Origin of the sequence: Candidatus Tisiphia endosymbiont of Dioctria linearis, assembly GCF_964026545.1 — a bacterium.
Lineage (GTDB): Bacteria > Pseudomonadota > Alphaproteobacteria > Rickettsiales > Rickettsiaceae > Tisiphia.
In genome coordinates, this window is record NZ_OZ032156.1 from 1,229,473 (window position 1) to 1,252,178 (window position 22,706).

At 32.2% G+C, this 22,706-nt stretch carries 22 protein-coding genes; 11 read left to right on the forward strand and 11 right to left on the reverse strand.

Going from position 1 to position 22,706, the window contains the following annotated elements; translation table 11 throughout:
• Window positions 1–9 precede the first annotated feature (9 nt).
• The 4 genes from AAGD42_RS05990 to rseP form a co-directional block, all read right to left on the reverse strand.
• A complete protein-coding gene (locus AAGD42_RS05990; RefSeq protein ID WP_341752622.1) occupies window positions 10–1,467 on the reverse strand; it encodes an NADP-dependent isocitrate dehydrogenase in 1,458 nt (485 codons plus the stop codon).
• Between the two features lie 172 nt (window positions 1,468–1,639).
• Window positions 1,640–2,245 (reverse strand): OmpH family outer membrane protein, encoded by a 606-nt coding sequence (locus tag AAGD42_RS05995; protein ID WP_341752623.1) that lies wholly within the window; start codon window positions 2,243–2,245, stop codon window positions 1,640–1,642.
• Between the two features lie 212 nt (window positions 2,246–2,457).
• Window positions 2,458–4,773, reverse strand: coding sequence for an outer membrane protein assembly factor BamA (bamA, locus tag AAGD42_RS06000; RefSeq protein ID WP_410520928.1), 2,316 nt, complete (start codon window positions 4,771–4,773; stop codon window positions 2,458–2,460).
• A 176-nt stretch (window positions 4,774–4,949) separates the two neighbouring features.
• Complete coding sequence (gene rseP / locus AAGD42_RS06005; RefSeq protein WP_410520929.1) at window positions 4,950–6,164, reverse strand: RIP metalloprotease RseP; 1,215 nt, start codon at window positions 6,162–6,164, stop codon at window positions 4,950–4,952.
• Window positions 6,165–6,489: 325 nt separating this feature from the next.
• Here rseP and nusB point away from each other — a divergent pair, with 325 nt between their 5' ends.
• Together nusB and AAGD42_RS06015 are read left to right on the forward strand one after the other, a co-directional pair.
• Entirely contained in the window at window positions 6,490–7,011 is a 522-nt protein-coding gene (gene nusB, locus AAGD42_RS06010) for a transcription antitermination factor NusB (protein ID WP_341750921.1), read from the forward strand.
• Window positions 7,001–7,693, forward strand: coding sequence for an RlmE family RNA methyltransferase (locus AAGD42_RS06015; protein ID WP_341752625.1), 693 nt, complete (start codon window positions 7,001–7,003; stop codon window positions 7,691–7,693). The genes nusB and AAGD42_RS06015 overlap by 11 nt, the downstream gene beginning before the upstream one ends.
• On the opposite strand, the gene AAGD42_RS06020 is transcribed toward AAGD42_RS06015, so the two are convergent.
• A complete protein-coding gene (locus AAGD42_RS06020) occupies window positions 7,673–8,830 on the reverse strand; it encodes a hypothetical protein (RefSeq protein ID WP_341752626.1) in 1,158 nt (385 codons plus the stop codon). The genes AAGD42_RS06015 and AAGD42_RS06020 overlap by 21 nt on opposite strands.
• Window positions 8,831–9,371: 541 nt before the next feature.
• Between AAGD42_RS06020 and AAGD42_RS06030 the strand changes: the two genes are divergently transcribed.
• The 9 genes from AAGD42_RS06030 (at window position 9,372) to ccmE (ending at window position 17,859) form a co-directional block, all read left to right on the forward strand.
• Window positions 9,372–11,507, forward strand: coding sequence for an Rne/Rng family ribonuclease (locus tag AAGD42_RS06030; RefSeq protein WP_341752627.1), 2,136 nt, complete (start codon window positions 9,372–9,374; stop codon window positions 11,505–11,507).
• On the forward strand, window positions 11,504–12,049 hold the full coding sequence (locus AAGD42_RS06035) for a hypothetical protein (RefSeq protein ID WP_341752628.1): 546 nt from the start codon (window positions 11,504–11,506) through the stop codon (window positions 12,047–12,049). The genes AAGD42_RS06030 and AAGD42_RS06035 overlap by 4 nt, the downstream gene beginning before the upstream one ends.
• A complete protein-coding gene (gene holA / locus AAGD42_RS06040; RefSeq protein ID WP_341752629.1) occupies window positions 12,012–13,019 on the forward strand; it encodes a DNA polymerase III subunit delta in 1,008 nt (335 codons plus the stop codon). Before AAGD42_RS06035 ends, holA begins: the two co-directional genes overlap by 38 nt.
• A complete protein-coding gene (locus AAGD42_RS06045; RefSeq protein WP_341752630.1) occupies window positions 13,016–13,633 on the forward strand; it encodes a tetratricopeptide repeat protein in 618 nt (205 codons plus the stop codon). Before holA ends, AAGD42_RS06045 begins: the two co-directional genes overlap by 4 nt.
• A 790-nt stretch (window positions 13,634–14,423) precedes the next feature.
• Window positions 14,424–15,632, forward strand: a complete 1,209-nt coding sequence (locus AAGD42_RS06050) for a hypothetical protein (protein ID WP_341752631.1) — start codon at window positions 14,424–14,426, stop codon at window positions 15,630–15,632.
• A 45-nt stretch (window positions 15,633–15,677) separates the two neighbouring features.
• Window positions 15,678–16,679 (forward strand): porphobilinogen synthase, encoded by a 1,002-nt coding sequence (hemB, locus tag AAGD42_RS06055; protein WP_341753410.1) that lies wholly within the window; start codon window positions 15,678–15,680, stop codon window positions 16,677–16,679.
• A gap of 20 nt (window positions 16,680–16,699) precedes the next feature.
• On the forward strand, window positions 16,700–17,341 hold the full coding sequence (locus AAGD42_RS06060) for an SCO family protein (RefSeq protein WP_341750930.1): 642 nt from the start codon (window positions 16,700–16,702) through the stop codon (window positions 17,339–17,341).
• 1 nt (window position 17,342) lies between these two features.
• A complete protein-coding gene (locus AAGD42_RS06065; RefSeq protein ID WP_341752632.1) occupies window positions 17,343–17,468 on the forward strand; it encodes a hypothetical protein in 126 nt (41 codons plus the stop codon).
• Entirely contained in the window at window positions 17,446–17,859 is a 414-nt protein-coding gene (ccmE, locus tag AAGD42_RS06070) for a cytochrome c maturation protein CcmE (RefSeq protein WP_341752633.1), read from the forward strand. The genes AAGD42_RS06065 and ccmE overlap by 23 nt, the downstream gene beginning before the upstream one ends.
• 163 nt (window positions 17,860–18,022) lie before the next feature.
• On the opposite strand, the gene AAGD42_RS06075 is transcribed toward ccmE, so the two are convergent.
• The 6 genes from AAGD42_RS06075 to AAGD42_RS06100 all read right to left on the reverse strand — a co-directional run bounded on the left by AAGD42_RS06075 (window position 18,023) and on the right by AAGD42_RS06100 (window position 22,705).
• Window positions 18,023–18,247: a DUF2674 domain-containing protein gene (locus tag AAGD42_RS06075; RefSeq protein ID WP_341749899.1), complete on the reverse strand. Its 225-nt coding sequence runs from the start codon at window positions 18,245–18,247 to the stop codon at window positions 18,023–18,025.
• 265 nt (window positions 18,248–18,512) lie between these two features.
• Window positions 18,513–19,445 (reverse strand): lipid A biosynthesis lauroyl acyltransferase, encoded by a 933-nt coding sequence (locus AAGD42_RS06080; RefSeq protein WP_341752634.1) that lies wholly within the window; start codon window positions 19,443–19,445, stop codon window positions 18,513–18,515.
• A complete protein-coding gene (gene lpxK, locus AAGD42_RS06085) occupies window positions 19,429–20,553 on the reverse strand; it encodes a tetraacyldisaccharide 4'-kinase (RefSeq protein ID WP_341752635.1) in 1,125 nt (374 codons plus the stop codon). Before lpxK ends, AAGD42_RS06080 begins: the two co-directional genes overlap by 17 nt.
• Window positions 20,554–20,717: 164 nt before the next feature.
• Window positions 20,718–21,035 carry a DMT family transporter gene (locus AAGD42_RS06090; RefSeq protein WP_341749902.1) on the reverse strand — a complete coding sequence of 106 codons (318 nt, stop codon included), beginning with the start codon at window positions 21,033–21,035 and terminating at the stop codon, window positions 20,718–20,720.
• A 4-nt stretch (window positions 21,036–21,039) separates the two neighbouring features.
• Complete coding sequence (locus AAGD42_RS06095; protein ID WP_341752636.1) at window positions 21,040–22,059, reverse strand: RP853 family protein; 1,020 nt, start codon at window positions 22,057–22,059, stop codon at window positions 21,040–21,042.
• A gap of 4 nt (window positions 22,060–22,063) precedes the next feature.
• Window positions 22,064–22,705: a hypothetical protein gene (locus AAGD42_RS06100; RefSeq protein ID WP_341752637.1), complete on the reverse strand. Its 642-nt coding sequence runs from the start codon at window positions 22,703–22,705 to the stop codon at window positions 22,064–22,066.
• Between the last annotated feature and the right edge of the window lies 1 nt (window position 22,706).

The window sequence follows — 22,706 nt, forward strand, 5'->3', positions numbered from 1 at the left end:
CAGGGTTAGCTATTCTCCTTGAGCAAGCGAATACCCTGCTTTCCCATCAAATTCAAAGAGATTCTCAATTTTAATAAAATCTATTTCTGCCTTGCTTAAAGATTCAAGTAAATGGGCTATAGATAAATGGGTTATTCTTTCTCCATCCTTCCTTGCCATAAAGCGACAACACCAATGATCAGATAATAATTCAAATCTCTCATCTCTGGGCCATAATTTAAGTCCCATGGAAGATACGGTTTTTAATTCTAAGTCACCTAAACTGATAGTTTGAATTTTTTCTGCTACCTCATGGGCAGTCAATGCCACCATCTGTATGAATACATCACTACCTACCAATTCTTTAACTTCTTTATTATTAATCGAATATATCTGTTCAATAGTTTGTTGTTGAGCAACTACTGAGGAATATGCGGCTGCTTTGAGGGTAGAAGGTTCAGTACCTAGCCTTTTCACTACTTCATCGGCAAATTCCGTAGTACCAACTTTTCTGCTAGATATTTTGTCATTGTAGATATCTCCAGTATGAACCCCATCCTCAATGGTTTTTTTCCAGGCATTTTCTATTAATGCAGCAATATCATGTTGTCCGATGTGAACTAGCATCATAATTGCGGCGTTAAGCAAACCAGAAGGATTAGCTATATTACGACCGGCAATATCCGGGGCAGAGCCATGTACAGCTTCAAATAAAGCATAATTCTGCCCTATATTAGCAGAGCCAGCGAGTCCTACTGAACCAGAAATTTCTGCAGATACGTCAGATATAATATCACCATACAGATTTGAAGTTACAATGACATCAAATAATTCTGGCTGGGCTGCTAGCCTGGCAGTACCGATATCTATAAGATAATAGTCACCTTGAATCTGCTTATATTCATTAGCAATTTCCTCAAAAACCTTATGAAAAATCCCGTCAGACATTTTCATAATATTATCTTTACTGAAACATGTGACCTTTTTACGATTATTTTTTATTGCATACTCAAAGGCATATCTAATAATTCTTTCGCTACCAACTCGGCTGATTAGCTTAAGAGACTCATAAACATTGTGAGTTTGGCGATATTCAATTCCTGCATATAAATCTTCAACATTTTCCCGTACTATCACTACGTTTAGATGTGGATGTAGTGTTTTAACAAAAGGAGCATAAGAAATAGCAGGGCGAACATTAGCATAAAGAGATAGGGCTTTTCTAAGAGTTACATTTAAGCTTTTATACCCGCCGCCTAGAGGGGTGGTAATAGGTGCCTTTAGAAGTATCTTAGTTCTTGCCAATGATTGCCAAGTATCTTGTGCTATCCCTGAAGTATAATGCTTCTGGTATAATTTTTCTCCTACTTCCACTACTTCTATACGTATTCTAGCAGAAGCTTCCTTTAAAATATATAATACCGCTTGCATGATTTCTGGACCTATACCATCACCATAAGCCACTGTAATAGGCTTGAATTCTTTCATTATAGCCTCTATCAAATTAGATTAACATTCATTCGTATCAAACTGACGTCATTGCGAGGAGGCGTTAGCCTACTAAGCAATCCATAAAAATTAATATAATATGGATTGCCGCGTCGCCGCAAAGCGGCTCTGAGCCATGACGCTTGAGATGCATATACCTATACTAGTTATATTATTCGTATTTAATTATAACATGTTTTAATTGATTATTTAGCTCCACTATCACTTCTTGGGTAATATTTAAGGTATTTTTAGCAAATAAAATTTGAGTACTAGGTATAACCAAATCAAGATTATATTTTTCTGCTAAATCATTTATAATTTTTATAGTTGTTTCGTGTACCTTGCCTAAACCTTCAGAATGAGCCTGTTCAAGACGTACTTTCCTATCTTGTATTTCTTTTTGTACTATGTTTACTTTTTTGTTAAAAGCATCAACTTCTTGTTCAAAGGCTGATTCACTTAAAGAGTTACGTTTTTCCATTAATAGATTATCTATTCCTTTAAGTTCTACATCCTTCTTTGATAAATCTTGTCGAATTTTTTTACCTATCTGCTCTACAGCCTTTCTTATAGACTGGATTGCTACAGAATGTTCTATAATAGAATGTATATCTACAATAGCAACTCTTGCAGCAAATCTGTTGTCAATATGGCTATTGCCTCTATGACTACGGATCATAAGGCTGCTATCAACATTTGTATTAGACGCATGAGTAGTTGAATAGTAGTTAATTACTAAACAGCTTATTATTGTTAACCAAATATAATGTTTCATATCTTTAATTGTGAGCGTTCACGGTTTTTTTGCTATTTTCTTATGACGAATAAAAAATCTGCTCGCCAAGCGTCTATTAGCGAGGAGCCGCTTTGTAGCAACGCAGCATCCATATTATATGAATTTTTATGGATTGCTTAGTAGGCTAACGCCTCCTCGCAATGACGGTAGTGCATCGATAAATACTAATTGCGTCTATAGCTTTTTCCGTATTAAAAATGCGTAGAAAACTTTAGATGGAAAGTTTGCTTATCATCATAAGGTTTCTTCTTAATTGGCCAAGCCCAGTCCATTCTGATAGGGGCAAGGCGAGTGACCCATATAAAACCTACCCCAACAGAAGCACGAAGCGATCTATCATTATAAAAACTATTAGCTCTATAAGCACTTTTAGAATTTAGTCCTACACCCCACAGACTACCAACATCCATAAAAACAGCACCAGTTACATTAAAATCTTCTGGTAAACCAGTTGGGAAGTTAAGTTCTGTTGAAACGGTATAATATTTTTCTCCACCAAGTCCTTCATTTGTTGCTTTTTCTCTAGGACCTATTCCACTGGGAGCAAATCCTCTAAGGCTATAATCACCCAAATTAAAGCGATCAGAAATTCTGACAGTTTTTCCTCCTATGCCCCTAATATCACCAACACTACTTGAAAGTTTTACAGTGAGTTTATTATTAATAAAAGATTTAAAATACTTACCGTCTAGTTCATGTTTTAAATATCTGTTATTTCCCCCAACACCAGCAAATTCTTGGGTACCGCTGATAATGTAACCATTTTTAGGAACAATCCTACTATCAAGTTGATCATAAGTGATAGTATGCCCAATGGCAGATGTTACGAATTTTCCCATTTGTTCATTTAAGAATATAGAACCCGAATTGCCTGGAGAGCTTAATATTTCTCTTTTAATAGTATGGTCAATTTCATGACTTAAATCTTCTGCAATATCATAACCAAGAGAGGTTTTGAGTCCTATAGATTTTAACGTATAATTTTGATCTCCTTGTGAAAGAAATGAAGTGCCTCGACCACTATGATTCTTGAAAGCATTGAAACCTAGTGATAAGTCTTTATCGAGAAAATGAGGTTCAGTTATGCCGCCGTAGTAACTAATACTTTTCTTTCCTACTTGTACTCCAGCATTTAACAATTTCCCGGTACCAATTAAGTTGCGTTCTAAGAATGATACACGTCCGAATAATCCACCTGCTGTGTTATAGCCAGCATCAAAACTAATTGATGATGTTGATTTTTCCTCAACATCAATATTAATATCATATTTGTCTTTTCGTGTAGTTGGTGTGATGCTAATAAATATTTTTTCGAAATAATCTAAATTACGTAAATTTCGATCACCTTTCTCGATATAAGAACGATTAAATATATCCCCTTCAGAAATCTTAAATTCTCGCCTAATAACTTTATCTTCAGTTTTGAGATTATTAGTAATATTAATTTGATTAATATACACTTTATCTGCCTTATCTATAACAAATTTAACGTCAACCGTATAATCCGGATTTTTGCTGCTTGTATCAGGGTAAACACTAATTCCTGGATAACCTTGACTGGCAAAATATGCAGTTAGTTTATTGGTTATTTTATTTAAACGATTAATATTGAATGTTTCGCCGGAGGTAACATTAATATATTTTTTAATTTCATTTAGATCAATGTTAGGTAATTTATTGTCAATAGTAATATTGCCAAAATTATATTTTGCTCCCTCTTCAATGGAGTAAGTAATGGTAAAATATTCCTTGGTTGGATTCAGTTCTGCTGTAACAGAAATAACGCGAAAATCGGCAAATCCTACTGATTGATAAAATTCCTTTAGTAATTCTTTATCATACTCCAAACGGTCTGGATCGTAGGTATCATTAGTTTCTAAAAAACTAAACCATTTCGATTGTTTGGTTAGGATAACAGATTGCAGTTCATTAGTACGATAATTATTATTTCCTTGGAAATAAATTTGTTTAACTGTTGTTTTAGGTCCTTCTGCAATATCAAAAGTAACTCTTACTCGATCATTCTCAAGCTTTTCGATTTGTGGGGTGACAGTTGTCGAATAACGACCGGAACGTTTGTACATCTCCTTAATCTTTTCGACATCCAGTTGGATTTTAGCCCGACTCATTGATTCGCCAGACATGGTAATTGTTTCCTTCGATAATACAGAGGTTTTGAGTTTAGAATTACCTTTGAATATTACCTTAGCAATAAAAGGAGTTTCTGAGACAGTAACTATTAAATTGCCACCACTTACTAGTCTAATAGTTATATTCTCAAATAAAGATGTTGCGTAAAGATTTTTGATTGCCTCATTTTCTCTTGACGAACTATATTCTTCTCCAACTCGAAGTTTTAAGTAATTTTCAATAGTTGAGGTTTCAATCCTTTTGTTACCTTGAATAGTTATTTTTTTAACATACTCAGCTGATAAAGCGGAGATATTATATAAAATAGTTGTTGCCAAAATAGCTAGTTTAATAGTTGATTTGACGTTTGTTTTCACAAGAACCTTCTTTAATAAATATTTTGATTTTATAGCTAACTCGATTAGTTATTTAGTATTGGCGTCATTGCGAGAAGCCGCTTTACGGCAACGAAGCAATCAATGGATTGCTTCGTCGGCTAATGCCTCCTCGCAATGACTCCTGGGATGTCTAAAACTTATTCGGGTTAACTTAATCATTTAAAAACTAAGTTTTTTATATCATTTGACAGAGAAATTACAATAAGAAAAATAATTATCCCTATACCTAATCTTAGTATAACATTTTTTATTGCCCCACTAAGTGTTTTACCAAAAATTATTTGATATATTATAAATGCTAAATGTCCACCATCCAGAACTGGAATTGGTAGCAAATTAAGTAAACCTAGATTAATTGATATCATGGCAACAAATAGGGCAAAGCTTGCTACTCCTTGTTCTAAAGATTTTTCTGATTCTTTGGCAATGGTAATTGGTCCACCAATTTCATTTAATGATCTTGTCCCCATTAGCATTTGTCCAAAATGTCCTAAAATTAAATTTGAGATATAAATAACGTCTACAGATCCTTGATAGATACTTTGAAAAATATTCATTTTAATATAAATAGGCTCATTTTTAGCAATAATTCCTATATAAGGTCTTTTTAGATTAGGATGATTATCTAGTTTTTTCTCTACCGGAATTATAGAAATATCTATAACCTCACCATTTCTGTCAACTAAAAGATGGAGAGGCTTGATTCCATTGGTTAATAGGTTGTTTTGTAAATCGACGATACTGTTAATTTTATTATTATTCACTATAATAATTTTATCGTCTTTTGCAAGTCCAGCTAGCTCTGCAGGGGAATTAGCTACCACTTCACCAATTATTGGTGGTATCTCTATTTGACCGTGGGAAAAATAAATAGTTGTGAATATTAGAATGGCTAACAAGTAATTAGCTATAGGTCCAGCGGCTATAATTAAGAATTGGGCATAGAGGGGCTTGCTAAGAAAGGCGTAATGTGCCGGATTCGGATGCTCTACTTCTGCTGGTAATTTGGACAATGATGCGGTACTCGAATCCTCACGTACGCTAGAGTACGCTGCGGTTCGAGGTGAAGCGTCTCCTTCAAATTCCTCAGCATAAGCGAGTTTCCGAAGAGGTCTATTATTTTTACAAGATTTGGGTTTTTCAAATGTTGCAGAGTCAAATCCATAAATTTTAACGTAACCACCGAAGGGTATGGTGCAAATTTTCCATTTTACGCCATCTTTGTCTATTTTAGAGAATAGTTCCTTGCCAAAACCTATCGAGAACTCCTCAACCTTTACCCCAAACATTTTAGCTACGTAATAATGACCAAACTCATGAACAAATACTAATAGGCTGATGGTTAGAATAAATCCAAATATTGATAACATACAACTCATTATTTTTTTAAGAGGTTTACTAAGTTATACTTTTTTGCTATAGCTATAGTCAATTGATGAGAAGTTGGGAACGTTGTCACTCATAAGCGTCAGTTTAAGAAAACAATAATTGAGAAACCGTCATTGCGAGGAGACCTTAAGGTCGACGAAGCAATCCACAAAAGTTATTAGAAATGGATTGCCACGCCACCTACGGTGGCTTGCAATGACTTTATTTTCTTAAACTGATGCCTATGCGTTGTCACTCGTCGCTCCATCGTTCCTAGCCCCAAATTCTCCTGAATTGATTATAATGTAGCAAATAATTGAAAATTTTATGACCTCAGCCAAAATTAACACCAAAACGATAGCACGCATTGCTGCGGTACAAGCAATTTATCAGTATAAACCGGAAGATCCTAAGCACAACATAGAAAAAATCATACAGCAAATTATTCAATTCTATCAAGATGAGAGAGCGGCTAATAGTTTAACAACCAATCTAACAGCTAGTTTAAATAAACCAATAAAAGTAAAATTAAGTATAAGCCATTTTGAATTGTTAGTAAAGTCTGTAGTTATAAATCTACCTCAAATTGATAAGATGATATCAAGGCATTTAACAGCTGAATGGCAAATTACTAGCTTACCTGTTCTGCTTCTTGCTCTTCTGCGTGTGGCAATCTGTGAATTACAATTTTTTCCAAATGTACCGAATAAAGTGGTAATTAATGAATTCACCGACATTACAAATGATATGTTGAGTGAGGGCGAGGTTGGTTTTGTTAATTCTGTATTGGATAGAATTGCTAAAATATCTAGCGAAAATTTTGAAGAGATTGCCGATCATGACATCTAACATATTAGGTTTTAGAGGTAAATTTGTTGCCGTTAAAACTGCAAAAAGGCGAAAAACTTCATCAAAAGAGTGGCTTGCACGCCAATTAAATGATCCTTACGTTGCTAAAGCCAAGCTTGATGGTTACAGATCCAGGTCAGCTTATAAGTTGCTGGAAATTCATGAGAAATTTAATTTGTTAAAACCAGGGATGAAATTAGTTGATTTAGGGGCTGCCCCAGGGGGATGGAGCCAGGTTGCTGCCAAAATTATTAAATCTGATGAATCTGCTAGTAATAATAGTATGATAATTGCCGTTGATTTGCTTGAGATTGAGCCAATCATTGATGTAGATTGTTTGCAAAAAGACTTTTATGCTGAAGATACTGAAGAGACTATTATAAAAATGCTAAATGGCAGTGCTGATATTGTAATGAGCGATATGGCTGCGAACACGACTGGTCATGCGAAAACTGATCATATTCGGACTCTTGACTTATGTGTGCATGCGATTGACTTTGCTTTAAAAATTTTAAAGCCGGGAGGGCATTTTATTGCTAAAATTTTTCGAGGTGGTACAGAAAATAGTGCCTTGAACAGAATTAAACTTAATTTTCATAAGGTTAAGCATTTTAAACCATCTTCTAGCCGGAAAGAGTCAGTAGAGATTTATTTAATCGCTCTAAGTAGGAAATCTGTATAATTTTCGTTTAAAAAAGTACCAAGAATAATAAAGTACAAAAGTCCCAACAACAGTATATGTAGAAAATAGAAAACCTTGTCCATCATAAAGTCCATGGGCTATATAAGAAGATAAAGATCCAGAATAAATACCAATAGCACACATAGTGAAATATATTGCCAGTGCGGTTCTCAAATCTTGGGCTTCAAATTTACCGGATAATATTAATATATTACAAATAAAAATAGCACATAAACATACACTAATTGTAGAAAGGAGATAGATGTTGCCTATTAAAGTGACCCCATAGTGGGGTAAAAGAATAAAGCTGGCTAAGAGGATAATCATCAGTATTAAGTTAGCAAGATATTTGTTGATTATTTTTAATGATAGCACAACAGGTGATATCATTAAAAATATGCTTATAAGAGTATAATGAGTAATAGTATCTATCTTTGATACAGGGAAGTTTTTCTCTAAAGCAAATTCTTCATAATACCATAATATATCAAAAGTAATGTAAGATACCATAAAGCCTGTTAGGATCTGTAATTCTATATTCTCAATTAAGAATGAAAATCTAGAAACTAAAGTTGTATTTTTGTTAATATTCTCTCTTTGTAAGCAAGTTATAATAATGAAACTATAAAGTAATGTACATAATAATAACCCATTTATAGCTGATTCTAGAAATTCGGCTAGTAAATCGACAGTAAACTGTCCAGCTATCCATAACCAAGAAAAGATAATAAGAGCAAAATATTTATAGTATTTATAGTTATTGGTTAACTCCACTATTTTGATGATAGTTGTGGTTATGTAAGTGTAGTAGGCAGATGCCATTACAATAAAATTGATCTTAAGGAGGGTGTAATCATTAATCATAAGTAGGTTTAATATACCTATGATAAGTAAGACTAAACTAACAATAGTAGTTTTGTTATCACTGATTTTATTAATTAAGGGAGTTAAGAATAAACCAGCTATTATATAACCTAACATTTCGATTGATTCGATATGGTCTAGTTGCTCTCCAGATAAGCCTTTACTTACTAGAAAAGCTGGTATTACTAGTACATTGATGTAAGTAATACATGCAAAAAGAAATACACTAACAAACAATAGCAAAGCTGTTTTTAAATGATTATTTTTGGTCATAAATAATTGTTTGCTAAACTAGATTACATCGTATATAAATTTTTAAATAGAGAGGCATTTAAAAAGTTTGTGTAACCAAGAGTACATTAGCTTATTCATTAAAATTTGTCTAATTAATTTTATTATGACCATGAATAAAATTTAGATTTATAGAACAGCGAATTTGTATAAGTAGTTAAAAATTTCTAAGTTTTAGTTATTTTTGTCAAGCCATGTTAAGTAAAGATTTCTTTAGTTATTTGTTAGGTTAGGTTAGTGTACTTAAATATAAATGTTTTTTCAATAGACCTCTTTCAAAACTCGCTTTTGTTGGTAATTTGTGCGTGATACCGGTACTATGCTCCTCACGTACATTTGAGTACGCTGCGGTTCTAGGTGAAGTGTCTCCTACAAATTCCTCAGCACAAACGAGTTTTGAAAGAGGTCTAATTTAAAACTTAATATTAAATTTAAAATATTGTAATAATAAATAGATATTTTTTAATATTGCTAGGTTTACAAATTATTTGAGTATACCTAAAAATTTACGAGTAAAAAATTAATGAGTAAAAAAATTATAGTTGATGCTAACTTTCCTAATGAAACAAGGGTGGTTTTACTAAATCATAATAACAATATCGAGGATATTGAATATGAAACGACCATAAAACAACAAAATAAGGGTAATATATATCTTGCAAAAGTTATAAGGGTTGAGCCAGCCCTGCAGGCTGCCTTTATAGATTATGGTCCTGACAAGAGCGGATTCTTACCTTTCACTGAAATTCATCCATATTATTATAATATACCAGCATCTGACCTTAAATCTTTGCCTTCTATAAATAAGTTACAAGAAATTTCTCTTTCAGATATTACCCAAGATGATCTTGTAGAATTGGAGGCAAAGAGAGATTATAATCTGATAATAGATAGTGAAGAAATTGATTTAAATGCTATAGAAAGATTGGTGGACGAAAAAATTCAGGTAGAATTTAATTTAGATGTTTTAGATAATGATATTGAAACAATAACTGTAGAAAAAAGTGATAAAGAGGAAGAGGATAAACAAAAGCAATATAAAATTCAAGAAGTAATAAAAAAAGGTCAGGTTCTGCTTGTGCAAGTTACCAAGGAGGAAAGAGGTAATAAAGGGGCGTCGTTTACTACATTTATGTCTCTTGCTGGGAAATATTGCGTTTTAATGCCTAATACTCCTTTGCAGAATGGTGTATCGCGTAAGATATCCAATGCTGATGAACGAAAAAGGCTTAAGAATATTGTTGCTAAAATAACTTCAGGTAATAGTAGTAATGCGTCAAGCATCATAATTCGCACTGCTGGTGCTGGTTGTACTACTTTAGAGGTAAAAAGAGATTATGATTATTTAGTAAGATTATGGAATAAAATTAGAGAGAGTACCCTTAAATCTATAGCCCCGTGTTTTATACATGAAGAAGATGGGCTGATTCAAAAGGTCATTCGGGATATGTGTGATCATACTGTTAAAGAGTTGATAATACAAGGTAGTGATGCCTATCAAAATGCTGTAAAATTCATGAAGGATATATTACCTACCGATATTGGTAAGCTTAAAGAATACAAAAATAAAGTACCAATTTTTACAAAATTTGTTGTTGAAGAGCAGCTATCTAAGCTATATCAACCTGTTTTTGCTTTACCTTCTGGTGGGTATATAGTAATAAACCCAACAGAAGCACTTATTTCAATTGATGTTAATTCAGGAAAAGCAACTTCTGAAAGAAATATTGAAGAAACGGCATTAAAGACCAACTTGGAAGCTGCCAGAGAAATTGCTCGGCAGATTAAATTAAGAGATTTATCAGGCTTAGTAGTTATTGATTTTATCGATATGTATGATGCTAGAAATCGTAGAATTATTGAGAGATCTTTTAAGGAATTTCTAAGTCGAGATCGGGCAAGAATTCAAACTGCTAATATTAGCCAATTTGGTTTGCTTGAGATGTCTCGGCAAAGATTAAGACCATCATTTTTGGAATTGAATTCATCGATTTGTTCATATTGTAATGGCAAAGGGCTTGTTAGAGCAGATGAGTCAAATGCTATGTTAATTTTACGTACGATAGAGAATGAAATTTTTAATGAAAATATCGATCTAGTAAATGTTTTTGCTAATATTCATTCAGTCGTCTATTTACTGAATAATAAGCGTTCAGAAATATCTCTAATTGAAGAAAAATATAATTTAAAGTTAAGATTTCACGTTGATCCATCTGCCACTTCTGATAATTATTCAATTGAAAAAATAAAATTGCCAAAAAAATCTAGCCATGCTGGGGCTACTAGTAAACCATTAATTCAAAATCAGTCCTCTAATTATCAAGAAGAAAAGAATAATAAAGACTCTTCTCATCCTAATAAGAAGAAGCAAAAATGGAAAACATCTGATAAGTTAGAAACTAGCAGTGAATTAAATAAAAATGTAGAAGTAACAATTGATAAGGAGGAAGTTAATTCTAGTCAAGAAACTGATAAGGCATTAGTGGTAACTGAGTTGGACAATGAAAATGTTGTTGATACCATTAAGTCAAATCGTAAATATATTGATAAGAAATCAAGTTATACTCGTCCCCCTAGAGGGCGTAACTATAATAAAAACAAAGTGGCTGATAATGGGCAATCTCAGGAATTAGCTAAACAGGAGGGGGGTAATAGTTGATAAAGAGTAGCTTTAGTTTATTAGTAATCGTCACTTACTTGTTTTTATGTACCTCTTGTAGTTTAAGACCTGTATATAGTAATAAATATAGTTTACAAGAATTAAGCCAATTAAGTGCTATTGAAGTTGAGCCAATAGACTCTATTGCTGGGGCAGAATTTTGTTACTATTTGTCTAGTATTCTACCAAAATATACAACATCAACAATAAAGTATTTATTAAAGGTAAATTTTACTAACAAAATTTTACCGCTTATTATTCAAAAAAATTCTGATGTGTTAAGAGAAACAGTAAGCCAAACTATTCAATATAGGTTAGTTGATATTGTGACTAATCAACATCTTACCTCAGGAACATTCCGTCATGTGACCTCTTATAGTACAGCTTCTTCACCTTATCATAGTTATGTAGATAATGATAAGGCATTGGAAGACCTTACAAAACAAGGAGCGAATGAGATACTGGAAAGATTAATTTTATATTTTAAACAAAACAGCATTAAGGATGAAGTTTTACCTATCACAAATTATTCAGCTACTTGATAAGGTGGAAAATGGACAAATTAAGGCTCTGTTACTTTATGGTCCAGATAAGGGGTATATAGATAAAGTTTGTAAAGCCTTAGTAAAGAAATTTGATTTACTAAAAACCTCTATAGAATATTCAGAGATTAAATCTCGGTCGCTTGAAACTTTAGTGAATACCCAAAATTTCTTTATGCAAAAACAATTGATTGCTGTAAGATCAGTTGGAGAATCTATAGATAAATCTTTAAAACTTGCTCTTAGTAAAGATTCAGTACATTTCTTAGTGTTTATTGCTGATGAATTATCGACTGCTTCTAGTACACGTAAATTCTTTGAAACTGAAACTTATTTGGCTTCTCTAGCTTGTTATCATGATGATGAACAAAAAATTGCTAAGATAATTTTGCATAAATGTAATAGCGTTGGTAAGGTCATAAAAGAAGATGCTGTTAAATATTTAACAGCTCATCTAAAAGGTGATCACCAAATGTTAGTTAGTGAAATTGATAAATTAGTATATTTTACATTTGATAAAGAGCAAATTACTTTAGATGATGCACGGCAGGTAGTTAGTGATGATTTTATGGGAAATGGGGATAATTTATGTGCTTATTTTTCCTCAAAAGATGCTGATAATTTTTTACAAGAATTCAATAAATTAAAACAACAAAATATTAATGAAGTGCTAATTATCAGAGCATTAATCAGATATTATCTAAATTTATACACCGTATTGAGTAAATTAGAAACAGGTGTTGATATAGATGTAGCGGTAAAATCACTATCTCCACCAATTTTTTATAAATATGTGGCAAGTTTTAAAAAAGCTGTAAATAAGCTTAAATTAGAGGATTGCATTAAGGCATTGAAACATTTGCAGCAAGCAGAAATTGATTACAAACTAAATCCAGCTGGTTTTGATATATATCAACAAATTTATGTTAAAATACATTTTAATATAAGCAAACAAGAGGAAATATTATGAAAATGATTAATATAAAACAACTAATAATTTTTATTGGTTTAGTGTTAATAACATTTAGTGGGTGTGCTAACCGTAATAAAATAGTTACCAGTAGTCTTGATGGCTGTGTACATTGGGAAAAAGGGTATAATTTAGCAGAGGAAGGTAAGTTGGAAGAGGCAATTAAGGAGTATGATTTGGCAATAAAATATCAACCTGAGAATCCTGTTAATTATTATAATAAAGCTATCGCTTTGGTAGGCTTAAACAAATGGCAAGAGGCAATTAAAGAGTATGATTTAGCAATTAAATATCAACCTGAAATATTTATGTCTCACTCTAATAGAGCTCGAGTTTTAATGCATTTAGGTAAATGGCAGGAAGCAATTAAGGAATGTGATTTAGCAATTAAATATAATCCTGATAATGCTAAACTTAATGCTATACTTTACTGTGCTAAAGGTTCAATTTTGCTGCTGTCACATAAATTACCAGAGGCAATTACAGAATTTGATAAGGCAATTAAACATGACCCTAATTATGCTTCAGCTTATAAGTTGAAAGATACTGCTTTGATAGAATTAGACAGGCAAAAAGCAAGAAGCAAAGAGGCCTTGACAAATCAGATCTTTTAAGAGTAGGAGAGTCTTTAAAGACTAAAAAGAACTGAATTATCAGTGTTAAGTGAAGTATCTAACTCTTTATTAGAAATTTTAAAATTTTTAGGTACTAATTTAGACCAAAGAGTAATATTACTATTTCTTTTGAGCTAAGATTCTCTCTTCATGCCATCTGAGATTAGGCACATTAACTTTCATAATCTATCCTATATTTGTTATTTTAACACATTTATGATATTTTATTGTATAAGTCAAGCGGATTTATATCAAAAAGGATAATTTTTATTAATTTTATGTAAAATATTGGATTTTTATGCAATTAAAACATTTTTTTACTTAGTGGCAGAAATTTTTGTGATATATTGCTTGAAAATAGTAAAAGGTAATAGACTATAGCTAACCGGTTAAGGCTCTAGGAGGCTGCCTGCAATAACTAAAGTAATTCTATATTTGGCTCTTTTTAGCTGTGAATAAACATGATTTTCTTGAAAAATCATATTTATTCTCGCCGAAAAATAGCTCAAAATATAATTAATTAGTTATCGTAGGCAGCCTCCTAGGCTCTGTGAACAAAATTTTAATTGTTTAGATTTTGAGTGTTTTTAAGCGAAAATTAATAAGATTTTTGCCGGAATAGTTAGTTCTATTTCAAAAAAATCTTATAATTTGCAGCTAAAAAGAGTCGAAATCTAGTAATTTAAATTTTGTTCACAGAGCCTAGATAGCTTTTCCGTTACTGTTGCGATAGGTGTTAACTTAAAGAAAGAATGGTGTAAAAGATGAGAATTTTAGTTGTGGTAAAGTTATGGTTAATATAGCTGAAACAGCAATAAGATTTGAAAAATTATTAAGCAATATAGGAGAAGGTTCTAATATTAAAGAATTATTGACAAAGCATAATAATCATCTTTTAGAATTTATTGAACAACCTGATTCTGTTGAGAAGATAAGTGAATTTTCTTTGGTTAAGTCTATTATTGATGGTAAAGATACCGAGCATATACAAAAAATTAATCGAATATTAGAAAGTAAAGATAAATCATTTCGAGTAAGATCTAATGGTCAAATTATTGGTCTTGGTAAATATGAAGCACTTGATATTGGGTGGGCAGAATCTATAATTACTTTTCTAAAAAATATAGATGATCCTGCTCTTTTTAGAGAATCCCCAGCAATAATACCAATGTCAGAAGAAGCTACAATAAGCATTTTTGGTGATTTTGGTACTGGAGATTGGGATGGTAGTACAGTTGCTTCAACTATTTCTAAAAATATTAAAAATCTTAATCCATGCTATTCTATACATTTAGGAGATGTTTATTACGCAGGAACTGCTAGAGAATCAAGAGACAAATTACTATCACTATGGCCAATTGGCACGAAAGGTAATTTCACACTTAATTCTAATCATGAAATGTTTGATGGAGCAAGAGGATATTTTAATACTACTTTAGATAATAAAATCTTTGAACAACAACAAAATAGTTACTTTGCTTTAGAAAATAACTATTGGGTTATTGTTGGTCTTGATTCTGCGTATTTTTCCGATAAAAAGACTTTTTACATGGAGGGAAGATTAAATGACAGTCAAATATTATTTTTAAAGCAAATTGCTGTTAAAAATAAGAGAACTATCGTTTTAACTCACCACTTTGTTTTTGATTATGTTAATAATGATACAATGCCTATCTGGAATCAAGTTAAGGATGCTTTAGGTAATAATCTAAAATATTGGTATTATGGGCATCTGCATTGTGCTGCAGTTTATCAAGATATTGATAATGTAAAAGTGCGTTTGTCGGGACATGCAGCAATTCCTTATGGCAATGCTGCAGCTTATGCTGCTAATAGTAAAGTGATTTGGTATGAGAATACTCCAGTACAGAATGACGATATAAGGGTACAAAATGGTTTTTGTCTTTTGAAGTTAAATAATGAAAATATAATTGAAGAATTTTATGGAGAGGATGGAAAAGTTCATTATTCGTCAATAACCTGCATTCAGGACAATTAAAGTTATCTTGAATTTGTGTATTAAACTTAAAAAATTGGAAATATGATGTATCCAACAGTAAGATTAAGAAGAAATAGAAAAACTCGGTGGTTACGAGAATTAGTGGCAGAGAATAGGCTTAGCGTTAATGATTTGGTGCTAGCATTATTTGTTGTTGAAGGGGAAAACCAACGTCAGGAGATTAGCACCATGCCTGGTATATATAGGTTGTCTATTGATCAAGTAGTATTGACGGCTAGGCAGGCTTATGAGAATGGCATAAATGCCATAATACTTTTTCCCTGTATAGAGGCAAAGTTAAAAAGTGACAATGCGGATGAAGCGTATAATCTAGATAATTTAATGTGTAGGACTATCCGAAGTATCAAAAAGGCTAACATTGATATTGGTGTAATATGTGATGTTGCACTGGATCCTTATACTACGCATGGTCATGATGGTATTTTACATAATGGTGATGTAGATAATGATAAGACGGTTGAAGCTTTGTGTAAACAAGCTTTAGTTTTAGCAACGGCTGGGGTAGACATCGTAGCCCCATCTGATATGATGGATGGTAGGATTATGGCAATACGTCAAATGCTAGATTCAGAAGGTTTTATTAATGTTAATATACTATCTTATGCCGCAAAATATGCTTCAAATTTTTATTCGCCATTCAGAGATGCGGTGAGCAGTAATAAGGCAATTTATCTAGATAAAGCGACCTATCAGATGGATGTACGCAATAGCAGAGAGGCTATGTTAGAGATAGAACATGATCTGGCTGAAGGGGCGGATATGATTATGATTAAACCTGGTATGATGTTTTTGGATATCATAGCTCAGGCGGCAAATAGCTTTAATACTAATATATTTGCCTATCAGGTCAGCGGCGAATATGCTATGTTGAGACTTGCTGCGGATGCCAATGCCTTAAATTGGCAAGCAGCTTTGATAGAATCGTTATTATGTTTTAAGCGTGCTGGGGCTAGTAACATTGTTACTTACGCAGCATTGGAAGTAGCACAAATATTGAATAGACAATCTATCAATATTATAAAATAAGTAACATAAAGAAGAATATAATGCAAAAGAAACGTCAGTCTAATATTATCATAGGAATTATTATAGCAGTGGGGTTATTGATAACTATTGTGTCATTTTATCTGTGGTTATCCTTTGATACACCGCAGAAGCCTCTTGCTGGTAGAGGAGGGGGGTATAATGATGATGTGCAAATTGGCGGAAAGTTTGAGCTAACTGATCAAGATGGTAATATTTTCAATAGTGATAGTTTGAAAGGAAAATTGAGTTTAATTTATTTTGGTTTCACTTATTGCCCTGATATTTGTCCTACTTCTTTGCAAAAGATAATGGAGGTCATTAATACTCTTGATAAATATAAAATTGATGTTGAATTTGTTTTTATTACTATCGATCCCAAACGTGATACTTCGGTTGTCCTTAAGGAATATTTAAAGCATTTTAATTCTAAATTTATTGGTTTAACAGGTAACGAACAACAGATTAAAGAAGTGGCTGATAAGTTTAAGGTGTATTATGCTAAAATAGATACTAATAGTGAAGATTATATGTTAGATCATTCGTCTTTTGTTTATCTGATGGATAGACAAGGGAAATATGTAAAGCATTTTTACTTAGATAGTTCAGCTCAAGAGATTATAGAATTTATTAGAATAATGGAACAAAATCAAAAAAGATATTAAGATGAATTATTTACTAGTTTCATACCTGTTTGCTTTCTTAGCTCTTGGCTTATTGTTAGTAACAAGTTGGCTAGGTTATAAGAAGATTAAGGTTAGGTTAGTTAATGCAAAAAAAGGTGAAAAATAGATTAAAAATTATATTATTTTACCTATTATGCAGTGCTGGGGGAGTATATATGATATTATATAATCTTGAGGATAATATAGTATTTTTTTATCCTCCATCAAAAATTAATGAGTTAAAACTTGGCAAGGAATTTAGGGTAGGGGGGTTAGTTAAAGTAGGTTCAATTAAAAAAATTACTGCCGATAAAGTGCATTTTGTCATTACCGATGATATTAAAGACCTAGAAATATCTTACCAAGGGGTTTTACCAGCTTTGTTTCGTGAGAATCAAGGAATAATAGCTGTAGGTAAACTATCAGATGACATATTTATAGCTCGTGAGTTGTTGACCAAACATGATGAGAATTATTCTCCAGCTCAGTATAGTGAGCGTTCACCGAAAAAAAGTTAAAGTACAAAACGTCATTGCGAGAAGGCGTAAGCCGACGAAGCAATCCAAGTCTTAATATCTATTTGTATCCTTTTGGATTGCTTCGTCGCTACTAAAGTAGCTTCTCGCAATGACGGAGGGACTATCTAGATTTTGTTCACAGAGTCTAGAAAATAGAAAACTCTCAAGTAAAAATGATCTTTTTTCTTGGAGGTATATAAACAGTTCTATCTTGGTCATTTATAGTGTGGTCATGCTGCATCTTTTCCATGACACCAATAAAATAATTACCATAAGGTATTAACTTTACTATTGTCCAACCATCCGTAATAAATTGAGTAATTTTCTCTAAGTCAGATTTATTTTCAGCGAAAGATATAATTTTCTGAGGAGGTGTTACCCTTGTCATAACATTCTTTTTTTATTAATTTTTTTATAAAAATGCATGTTTTACCTACGACTCGCATTTAACTGTAAAAGGGGGTACGCAGGCGAATATCCCCACAGGTATAGTCAATTGATGAGAAATTGGTGACGTCGTTACTCGTCGCTCGCCTATTCCATATAGGCTTCGCTCCATCGCTCCTAGCACCAAATTCTCCTGAATTAACTATATATTTGCGGTATCAATCATTCAAAGCAGGAGAGTATACATATTTATTAAGTAATTGCAATTACTTAATCTTTGAATGTTTATTATTATTCTTCTTCCACCTATTATGAAACCAGAACCATTGACCTGGGTTTTCTTTAACCCAATTACCTAAAATTTGGTTAATAGTAACCATTATGTTATAACAATCTGCTTGATTATTATTAGTTTTTTGTAATTCTATTGGCGGATGAATAATAACTTTAAAATAACTGCTATTACTATTAGTGCGAACCACTTGTAATGGTATAATTGGGTAGCTGAACTGTAAGGCAATTTTGGCAATTGCTTGAGCAGTCATGGCGGGCTGTCCTAATAATGGCACTTCAATGCCATTATTCATTTTTTGATCTACCAGCATGGCAATGGAATATCCTGATTTGATAGCAGATATTAGCTCTCTTGCACCTTGTGCTCCTTTGGGAATTAGCTTTATATCATTACTTATACGTGTATCGTTAATTAGTTTGTCAACATAAGGATTATTTAATTTGCGGTAGATAATAGCAAATTTATGATAAAATTTATTGCTAATTTTAAGAGCAAAATCCCAATTAGCAAAATGTCCGGTAAAGAATAAGAATGGTTGCTGTGATTTCTGGAATTCTATTATATTCTCAAGACCACTTATCTCTATTCGTCTAGATAATTCTTCCTCTGACATCTTATTAACATATGGAAATTCTCCTATAAAACTGCCAAAATTCTCCCATACTTGATTAACGATTGCTTGAGAATTTATAGACCCTTCATTTGTGTATAGATTATTGCCAAGAATATTTTGAATATTTTCTTTTGCAACTTTATTGACTGGTAACAAAGGGGCTATTTTCCTTGCTAAATATCGACAAATATTTACAGATTTGTCAATACCCAATGCTCCTAGTATCTTTACTATTATTAAAACAAGAAAATACTCTAGTAGGTATTTAATATTATTAAATAATTTTTTCATATATTAAATCTACTAATGATTGTTGATTATCTAATAATAGATGTACATCGCAACATATTACTGATAAGTCAGTATCACATATTCGTACGTAATCTTTTCTGGTTGTTATTAAAAGAGAGTTAGATTTTTTTGATTGCTCTTTTAAATATTCTAAATCTTTTGTAGAATATTGATGATGATCCGGGAAAATTTTATGACCAACTAACTGCAGTCCATAATTTTCTAAGGTAGAGAGAAATCTTTCAGGATTGCCTATACCACTAAAGGCAAAATAGTTTTTTGTCTTATCTATGTCTATAGAGGGAACTATTTGAGCTTGAAAAAAGGCACATTCTTTAGAGCTAATATGATTAGCACTTAGCCATAGTAAATTGCTGTCATTGCAAGGAGGTGCGAAGCTAGAGCGAAGCAATCCATTTCTATTCACTTTCCTGGATTGCTTCGTAGCTACTAAAGCAGCTTCTCGCAATGACGTTTGTAAGTTGGACTTAACATTTAGGTTAGCTATATATGAGGGAAAAGAATCAGATCCTACGGAAATAACTATATCAGCTTTGTCAATAGCTTGTTTGGGGTATTGACGCAGAGGACCAGCTGGAATTAAGAATTCATTGCCAAATAACCTATTAGCATCAACTGATAGAATAACAAGATCCTTATGAAAATTAGGATTCTGCATTGAATCATCTACTATAATCACCTTTGGCTTAATCTTTTCTATAAAATAACCTATATCTTGAATTTTCTTTGCAGCAATGACTCTACCATATTTTAACAGCATTACTGCTTCATCCCCGACATCTGCTACTGTATGATGTGCTTCAACTAACAATGCCGTTTGAAGCTTACTGCCATAACCTTTACTGATAATTATAAAATCAATATTAACAGCCTTCAATAGCTTAGCAAGGAAGATCACTATTTGAGTTTTACCAGTACCCCCGATGCTTATATTACCAACGCAAATTACTTTACAAGGAAATATTATTGGGCGAGATGTGACCCTTCGTAGATAACTAGCAAAAAGATATAACCAGCTTAATGGTAATAATAAGTAGGCAATAATATTTTTACTTTGCCAAAATTTAGGGTAAATAAGCCTGATCATAGTTATTATAAGTAATATTGCTCAAAGTCATTGCGAGGAGGCACAAGCCGACAAAGCAATCCAATAAGTGTGGATTGCCGCGACCACTATGTGGTCTCGCAATGACAGATAACGTCATTGCGAGGAGGCATAAGCCGACGAAGCAATCCATTAAGGTAAATGGGTTAAGATAACTTCAAACCTATCATGGAAATTATCATAGTGCTAATAAAGAAAACTCGCATAGCAGAATATGGCTCATTAAAATACACTATTCCTACTATTACTGTTCCTACCGCTCCGATACCAGTCCATAGAAGATAAGCAGTACCAAGAGGTAGCTTATCCAGAGTTTTACTGAGACAAATAAAACTTAATATTGAAAAACCAATAAAAGCTATAATAGGTTTTATTTTGGTAAAACCATCTGACAATTTCAACGATATAGAAAAACCTATTTCAAATAATCCGGCAAATATAAGGAGAATCCAAGTTGCTAACATATTGTTACCTTTGTTTAATTTGTCCTGAAGATTTGCTATTTTGCGAAGATATTTTATTAGGCAAGTTAGGCTGTACCTGAGTTTTTATTATATTTAATTTGTTATATTTTTGATTAGCTACAGACTTTATATCACTATTTAATAGATGTTCTTTGGCAATATTATACTCTACTGATTGCTGTTTGGTCAAAAATTCTTTATTATTTTTTGACAAATTAGTTTTTAGCGTAGTAATTTTTTGTTCTTGCTCACTCATCGATTTATCAGCACTGAGAATCATCCCACCAATCTTCTCGCCTATTTTGGGAGCATATTCTATTGCTATAATAGAAGCTGGGACTACCATAAAAGCAAATGTGGCACCAGCTGTTGCAACACTAATAGCTCCAACTGCTAAAATACTAATAGCAGTTATAATTTTGCTGGTTGCTTGTTTAAATATTTCCATTTTCTTATTATGTTTTGCTGTAACAGTTACTATTCTATTCATTTCTAATTGAATATTATCACTTACTTCTTTGGGGTTTTGATATTTTTTTACCGCATGCATTACCGTTGTACGAAATATTTCTGGTTCAACTTGGATAAAATTTGTTAATTCATAACTATTTTTTGCTGCCAATAAATCTTTTACCACTTGTTTTATTACTCCCTTTTCTTCAGAATTTGCCTCACCAAAATTTGTATTTATTATTGTATCAATTACTATATCTTCTGATTTGTTTAGAATATTATCTCTATCCTGATAGTCTACTGCATCCGCAGAGATTGCTACCGAAAATAACATTAATACTGTTGAAAAACTATCATCGGTAATAACTTTCTGACCAAAAAAAGCCCGTAATTTACCAATACAATTATTTATATGAACCTTAATTTCAGGTGTTGATTTAAGTCTAATTTCGTAATCAATAGCTATTACATTAGCAAGTGTTAAACATGCTTGCTTTGTTATATTATTAATTAACTCTTCACATATGCTTTTTCTGCATATAGAAATATTTATACTGTTGAAGATGTCCATAATCTTATTTATTTACCGTTATTTCTCTTATACGCATGTTAAGTTTTGTAAAGATCATATCAGGGGTTCTTTCTGTTGATAGTTTATAAATAACCTTGGGCTCTAATACATCTTCTTTTTTGACGTCTATAGATAGTACAATAGTATTTTCCGGCATACAAGAGTATATTTCATTTATAATTGTCAAGAAGGTTATAAAATCTTTAGTAGCAAATCTTATATAAACATCATAGTTCTTTATCCTTATGGTATCTTGTTTTGTTCCCATATCTGACCTAACACCGCTTAAGAATCTTTGTTTAATTGAGATAGTAATCGGCTCATTTAGGTTGTGTTTTTTTGACAAGCTATCAATTCTTGTTATTAATCTTGCTCGCTCTAAACAATTTTGTCTAGCAGAAATAGATAATAATTTCGAATATCTTGCGTATGTCTCTAGTATTTTGTTTTTTGAATTTATTATAGAGTATAGTTTTAACATTTCTTGAGCTAGAGATTCTTCAATATTGTGATTCTTGGCAATCGACTCTATATAATCTTTATTAAGACTTTGCAACAACCATAAAATCGTAGAAATACACAAACAACATATAACAAACTTAAAAAATATAACATTTTTTAGGTGAATAATAAAATTTTTAAGCATC

Bases quoted from the DNA above. Each gene is read 5' to 3' on its own strand.
- AAGD42_RS05990 (WP_341752622.1), bottom strand. From the start codon at position 1,467: ATGAAAGAATTCAAGCCTATTACAGTGGCTTATGGTGATGGTATAGGT.
- AAGD42_RS05995 (WP_341752623.1), bottom strand. From the start codon at position 2,245: ATGAAACATTATATTTGGTTAACAATAATAAGCTGTTTAGTAATTAAC.
- rseP (WP_410520929.1), bottom strand. From the start codon at position 6,164: ATGTTATCAATATTTGGATTTATTCTAACCATCAGCCTATTAGTATTT.
- nusB (WP_341750921.1), top strand. From the start codon at position 6,490: ATGACCTCAGCCAAAATTAACACCAAAACGATAGCACGCATTGCTGCG.
- AAGD42_RS06015 (WP_341752625.1), top strand. From the start codon at position 7,001: ATGACATCTAACATATTAGGTTTTAGAGGTAAATTTGTTGCCGTTAAA.
- AAGD42_RS06020 (WP_341752626.1), bottom strand. From the start codon at position 8,830: ATGACCAAAAATAATCATTTAAAAACAGCTTTGCTATTGTTTGTTAGT.
- AAGD42_RS06030 (WP_341752627.1), top strand. From the start codon at position 9,372: ATGAGTAAAAAAATTATAGTTGATGCTAACTTTCCTAATGAAACAAGG.
- holA (WP_341752629.1), top strand. From the start codon at position 12,012: ATGAAGTTTTACCTATCACAAATTATTCAGCTACTTGATAAGGTGGAA.
- AAGD42_RS06045 (WP_341752630.1), top strand. From the start codon at position 13,016: ATGAAAATGATTAATATAAAACAACTAATAATTTTTATTGGTTTAGTG.
- AAGD42_RS06050 (WP_341752631.1), top strand. From the start codon at position 14,424: ATGGTTAATATAGCTGAAACAGCAATAAGATTTGAAAAATTATTAAGC.
- hemB (WP_341753410.1), top strand. From the start codon at position 15,678: ATGTATCCAACAGTAAGATTAAGAAGAAATAGAAAAACTCGGTGGTTA.
- AAGD42_RS06060 (WP_341750930.1), top strand. From the start codon at position 16,700: ATGCAAAAGAAACGTCAGTCTAATATTATCATAGGAATTATTATAGCA.
- AAGD42_RS06065 (WP_341752632.1), top strand. From the start codon at position 17,343: ATGAATTATTTACTAGTTTCATACCTGTTTGCTTTCTTAGCTCTTGGC.
- ccmE (WP_341752633.1), top strand. From the start codon at position 17,446: ATGCAAAAAAAGGTGAAAAATAGATTAAAAATTATATTATTTTACCTA.
- AAGD42_RS06075 (WP_341749899.1), bottom strand. From the start codon at position 18,247: ATGACAAGGGTAACACCTCCTCAGAAAATTATATCTTTCGCTGAAAAT.
- AAGD42_RS06080 (WP_341752634.1), bottom strand. From the start codon at position 19,445: ATGAAAAAATTATTTAATAATATTAAATACCTACTAGAGTATTTTCTT.
- lpxK (WP_341752635.1), bottom strand. From the start codon at position 20,553: ATGATCAGGCTTATTTACCCTAAATTTTGGCAAAGTAAAAATATTATT.
- AAGD42_RS06090 (WP_341749902.1), bottom strand. From the start codon at position 21,035: ATGTTAGCAACTTGGATTCTCCTTATATTTGCCGGATTATTTGAAATA.
- AAGD42_RS06095 (WP_341752636.1), bottom strand. From the start codon at position 22,059: ATGGACATCTTCAACAGTATAAATATTTCTATATGCAGAAAAAGCATA.
- AAGD42_RS06100 (WP_341752637.1), bottom strand. From the start codon at position 22,705: ATGCTTAAAAATTTTATTATTCACCTAAAAAATGTTATATTTTTTAAG.